This window comes from Pseudopedobacter sp. (assembly GCF_040392825.1).
GTDB lineage: Bacteria > Bacteroidota > Bacteroidia > Sphingobacteriales > Sphingobacteriaceae > Pseudopedobacter.
Window position 1 is genome coordinate 1 of the sequence record NZ_JBEBVH010000292.1, and the last position, 4615, is coordinate 4615.

Here is a 4615-nt window from a genome sequence, read left to right on the forward strand (position 1 = left end):
AAGAAATATAGGCGGCTCTGGCCTTGGGTTAGCTATTGTTAAACATATTGTTGAAGCTCACCACCAAACTATCAATGTTAGAAGTACACCTGGAATAGGTTCTACCTTTGGTTTTACATTGCAAAAAGCTAAGAATCCTTTAGCGGGTATTCCATTAATCAAAGATTTATAAATCAAGAAAATTTAGTTTTATGTGTGCCTTTAAACTCAATCACGAAAAGTTAACATTAACTTAACATTGAGGGTTTATTTTTGGGGCAAATACATAAAGAAATGAATAGTATATTTTCATATTTCATACCGAAAGACAAAAAGTTTTTTCCTCTATTTGAGAAAGCCAGCACTAATTTACTTCAAATGGCAGATAAATTAGAAGAATTGGTAAACAGCGATCCAAATGCTGACAGAGAAAAACTGCATAAAGAAATAGAGCGTTTAGAGCAAAAAGGTGATGAAATAACACATGCTATCTACCTCGAATTGAGTAAAACATTTATTACCCCGTTTGATAGAGAAGATATACATCAGCTAGCTTCTGCCTTAGATGATATTGCGGATTATATACATGGTTCTTCTAACAGGATTCTGTTATACAACGTAAATGTAATGACAGACGCAGTAAAGAAATTAGGAGAATTAGTGAAAGAAGGCTGTAAAGAAGTTTACAAAGCAGTAAGCGAGTTAAAAGATCTTAAAAATATTAGAGTAATAACTGATTCCTGTGTGAGAATTAATAGCATAGAAAATCAGGCAGATTATGTGTTTGACAAAGCAGTAGGTGAATTATTCGACTATGAAGAAGATGCTAAAAACATTATAAAATATAAAGAAGTACTTTCTGCGTTAGAAACTGCTACCGATATGTGTGAAGATGTAGCCAATGTGATGGAGTCCATTCTTGTAAAGAATGCATAATCTGAAGTTCTAATTAAAGAAAAAAATGGTAACAACACTTCTTGTAATTGTAATCATTATGGCAATAGCCTTTGATTACATTAATGGTTTTCATGACGCAGCCAACTCAATCGCGACAATTGTTTCCACAAAAGTATTAACTCCTTTCCAGGCGGTATTGTGGGCGGCACTTTTCAACTTTGCTGCGTATTTTTACTTTACAGACCACAAAGTAGCTAATACAATTGCAAAAACCGTAGTAGAAGATTACATTAATCTGGAAGTAATTTTAGCAGGTCTAAGTGCTGCAATTGGCTGGAATTTATTTACATGGTATTATGGAATCCCTTCAAGTTCTTCTCATACACTTATTGGTGGTTTTGCAGGAGCAGGTATTGCGCATGCTTTGGTTTTAGGAGACGATGTTTTAGAAGCAATCAATCTTTCTCCTATTTTAAAAACAGTTTCATTTATCGTATTGGCGCCAGTAATCGGTGCATTAATATCTGTAATTATCACCTTAATAATCATTAATATTGCGAGGTATGCAAAGCCAGCTACAGCCGAGAGATGGTTTAAAAGACTACAGCTTCTATCCTCTGCAGCACTTAGTTTTGCGCATGGGGGAAATGATGCTCAGAAAGTAATGGGTATAATCTATGTGTCTTTAGTCGCTGGTGGAGTATTGGTAAACGGAGATCATATGCCGGAATGGATTCCTTTAGTGTGTTATGCCGCAATTGCCTTTGGAACTATGAGTGGAGGTTGGAAAATTGTGAAGACGATGGGAACTAAGATTACAAAAGTTACAGCTTTGGAAGGTGTAAGTGCCGAAACTGCTGGTGCTGTTACACTAGGTATCACAGAACATTTTGGTATTCCGGTATCAACAACACACACCATTACAGGATCAATTATAGGTGTCGGTATAACCAAAAGCTTTTCTGCTGTAAAATGGGGTGTTACTTATAGCCTGATTTGGGCATGGGTTCTAACAATACCTGTATCTGCTACATTTGCAGGAATATTATATGCAATAATCCATTATATATTCGGATAAAAGAACTATAACTTATAATAATTGTTAAGGGCTTAGATGTAATTTACTTTCTAAGCCCTTATTTTTTGTGTTATTTTTACAGGATTATTCATTGTTATGAGAAGTTATATTGGATCAGTTTTAGTTATAAGTGCATTATTTTTATCGTTTACATCTTGCTCGCCTAAGGTACGTAGCAAATATCCAGAAGCACAGAAAACGCAGGAAACCATAGTGAATGAAGTTGCAGAGAAACTGGTTGTTAATATGGCCCCGGTTTTAACAGATACTTTAGGAAATCAAATTCCTTCCAGTTTTGTTCCTGCAGTAAATTTTGGCGCAAGAAAGCCGTCTTTTGTAATTATCCACCATACTGCACAGGACTCTATTCAGCAAACCATTAAAACTTTTACTTTAGAAAGAACTCAGGTGAGTGCGCATTATGTTATTGGTCGTGACGGATTTTTAGTGCAAATGCTTAGCGATGAACTGAGAGCCTGGCATGCTGGAGCTGGTAAATGGGGAAATATGACAGATATGAACTCCTGTTCTATTGGGATAGAATTAGATAACAATGGATTTGAACCCTTTTCTGAAGCACAGATAAATACTTTGTTATTGCTTTTAGCAAAGCTTAAAAAAGACTATAATATTCCGACAGCTAATTTTATAGGCCATTCTGATATAGCGCCAAAGAGGAAAGCAGACCCGAGTATTCTTTTTCCATGGGAAAGACTTGCCAGAGCTGGTTTTGGATTATGGTACAATGCACCAGATGAATTGCCTCCTGCAAATTTTGACGTTGAATCTGCGCTAAGAAGAATTGGATATGATGTATCGGATTTACCAGCGGCCATAGTTGCTTTTAAAAGGCACTTCGTCCAAAAAGATCTTTTCCCTCTTATGAGCACTTGGGATACCTGTGTATTGTATAACTTATATCGAAAATATTAGATTTTTATAAGTCTATACTAAAAATGTGGGCTCCGAATCGTACATTTAGATTTACGGCATTTTTACATGGATTTAAACTCTATCTTTTCTAACAAATTAAAAGCCGCGTCCATATTGCTTATATTGATGGCTGGGATTATTGTAAGCAATATCTTCGAAAAGAAAATGTTAGAAAGTAGCAGAAAAGCAATAGAGTCTATTTATGAAGACAGGCTTCAGCCTTCAACAGATTTTTTTGAAATGCGACAGCTTATTGCTAATAGAATGTTTTTATTAGAACGAAGAGCCACGGATAAAACTTACTCGAAGTCTGTCTTTCAAAATGATCTAAAAGAAATTGATAAACAATTTAAACTCTTAATGGACAGGTATGAGAAGACATATCTTGTTCCCGAAGAAGAAGTCTTTCTTAAAATGCTGAAGGAAGACATACATAAACTGAATGAGCTAACGTCCGAGCTTAGTAATTATGAAGAAGTACTGATAGCAAAAAGATTAGAAGAACTTAAACCAAAAGCCGAGGCCATCAATAAAGATTTAAGCGAGCTGAGCAAAATGCAAAGTAAAATCGGCCAGGAAATAGTTTCACAGTATATGAAAGACCTGTCAGTGAGCAATGTACTTAACTCTATTCAAGTTATTTTAGCGATTTTTATAGGTGTTTTTGTCTTTATGATGTTTTCTAATAGGAGGATCACATTAACAAAAATCGATAAACACAATCTAAACTAAATCTTTGGCTTATTTCGTTCTGCTGCCGGCTTTCCCCAGAAAAAATATATAATAGACCCAATTAAAGGTATTAATATAACAATGGCAAACCAGAATGCTTTATAGGTATCTTTAAGGTACTGATTGTAAAAAATATCCTTACAGGTAATAACAGCGACAATAAGCGGAAAAAAGAAAAGTCCCGCCAACACCATAAAATATCCGGTTTGAGAGAGCTGTAATAATATATATCCCATCTTTTAAAAAGTAAACACAATATTATCAAAACAATCCTTAAAAACGAAGTATATATAAGCAATTAAGTCAGAGATTTATAATATGATCAAATAAAAAACTTGAAAATTTTGATTAAAAACGGAAAAACATTAAAATTGTAAAGAAGCATATGGTAACCGTGGTACAAACATATAAGCTATTATTAGAGAGCGCTTTTGTCCTTACAGGACAAGGCGGCTTGCCAGCTATTGCTTTGTCTAAAAAACGGATTTTCTCTAATTACCTTTCTAAAACGAATTCTAAAGACTTTATTAAGTAGCCCCAAAACGAACATGTTTTAAAGTTTTGGGGGGATATTTCCGGCCTTAGCAAAGTATTATCTAAAATATTTATTAAACAATACATTTTCAATAATATGGAAACATTACAATTAATTATTTCAAAAAAGGACTTTGATATTTTAAAGGAACATTTAAAACTGAGCACTACTTTATCAGAATTCAATAAACAGAAACTGGAAAAGGAACTAAACGATGCAAAAGTTTTACCAGACGATAAATTACCAGCCGATGTTGTACGGTTAGAATCTTTTGTTAAAATAGAAAGTGTTGATAACAATAAAAGTTTTTCTTTTCAACTTGTGATGCCGGCCGAAGCGAATATGAAGAAGCAAAAGCTATCTGTCTTTGCTCCTATCGGTATCGCGTTATTGGGTTATCAAACAGGTGCCATCGTAGAATGGGAAATGCCAGACGGAGTTAAGAAATTCAAAATAATAGA

General features: G+C 34.4%; 7 protein-coding genes. 6 read left to right on the forward strand and 1 reads right to left on the reverse strand.

The window, feature by feature from the left end; translation table 11 throughout:
* The 5 genes from ABWO41_RS15630 to ABWO41_RS15650 form a co-directional block, all read left to right on the forward strand.
* Positions 1 to 172 (forward strand): ATP-binding protein (locus ABWO41_RS15630; protein ID WP_353140064.1); only part of this gene is annotated, 172 nt, incomplete at its 5' end.
* A gap of 101 nt (positions 173 to 273) precedes the next feature.
* Positions 274 to 915: a DUF47 domain-containing protein gene (locus ABWO41_RS15635; RefSeq protein ID WP_353140052.1), complete on the forward strand. Its 642-nt coding sequence runs from the start codon at positions 274 to 276 to the stop codon at positions 913 to 915.
* A gap of 25 nt (positions 916 to 940) precedes the next feature.
* Complete coding sequence (locus ABWO41_RS15640; protein ID WP_353140054.1) at positions 941 to 1954, forward strand: inorganic phosphate transporter; 1014 nt, start codon at positions 941 to 943, stop codon at positions 1952 to 1954.
* 96 nt (positions 1955 to 2050) lie between these two features.
* Positions 2051 to 2887, forward strand: coding sequence for an N-acetylmuramoyl-L-alanine amidase (locus ABWO41_RS15645; protein ID WP_353140056.1), 837 nt, complete (start codon positions 2051 to 2053; stop codon positions 2885 to 2887).
* 66 nt (positions 2888 to 2953) lie between these two features.
* Positions 2954 to 3619, forward strand: a complete 666-nt coding sequence (locus ABWO41_RS15650) for an MCP four helix bundle domain-containing protein (RefSeq protein WP_353140058.1) — start codon at positions 2954 to 2956, stop codon at positions 3617 to 3619.
* Here the strand turns inward: ABWO41_RS15650 and ABWO41_RS15655 are convergent.
* Positions 3616 to 3855 (reverse strand): PLDc N-terminal domain-containing protein, encoded by a 240-nt coding sequence (locus ABWO41_RS15655; protein WP_353140060.1) that lies wholly within the window; start codon positions 3853 to 3855, stop codon positions 3616 to 3618. The genes ABWO41_RS15650 and ABWO41_RS15655 overlap by 4 nt on opposite strands.
* A 395-nt stretch (positions 3856 to 4250) precedes the next feature.
* Here ABWO41_RS15655 and ABWO41_RS15660 point away from each other — a divergent pair.
* Positions 4251 to 4615, forward strand: a 365-nt coding sequence (locus tag ABWO41_RS15660) for a GreA/GreB family elongation factor (RefSeq protein WP_353140062.1), incomplete at its 3' end; no start/stop codon positions are given.

Bases quoted from the DNA above. Each gene is read 5' to 3' on its own strand.
- ABWO41_RS15635 (WP_353140052.1), top strand. From the start codon at position 274: ATGAATAGTATATTTTCATATTTCATACCGAAAGACAAAAAGTTTTTT.
- ABWO41_RS15640 (WP_353140054.1), top strand. From the start codon at position 941: ATGGTAACAACACTTCTTGTAATTGTAATCATTATGGCAATAGCCTTT.
- ABWO41_RS15645 (WP_353140056.1), top strand. From the start codon at position 2,051: ATGAGAAGTTATATTGGATCAGTTTTAGTTATAAGTGCATTATTTTTA.
- ABWO41_RS15650 (WP_353140058.1), top strand. From the start codon at position 2,954: ATGGATTTAAACTCTATCTTTTCTAACAAATTAAAAGCCGCGTCCATA.
- ABWO41_RS15655 (WP_353140060.1), bottom strand. From the start codon at position 3,855: ATGGGATATATATTATTACAGCTCTCTCAAACCGGATATTTTATGGTG.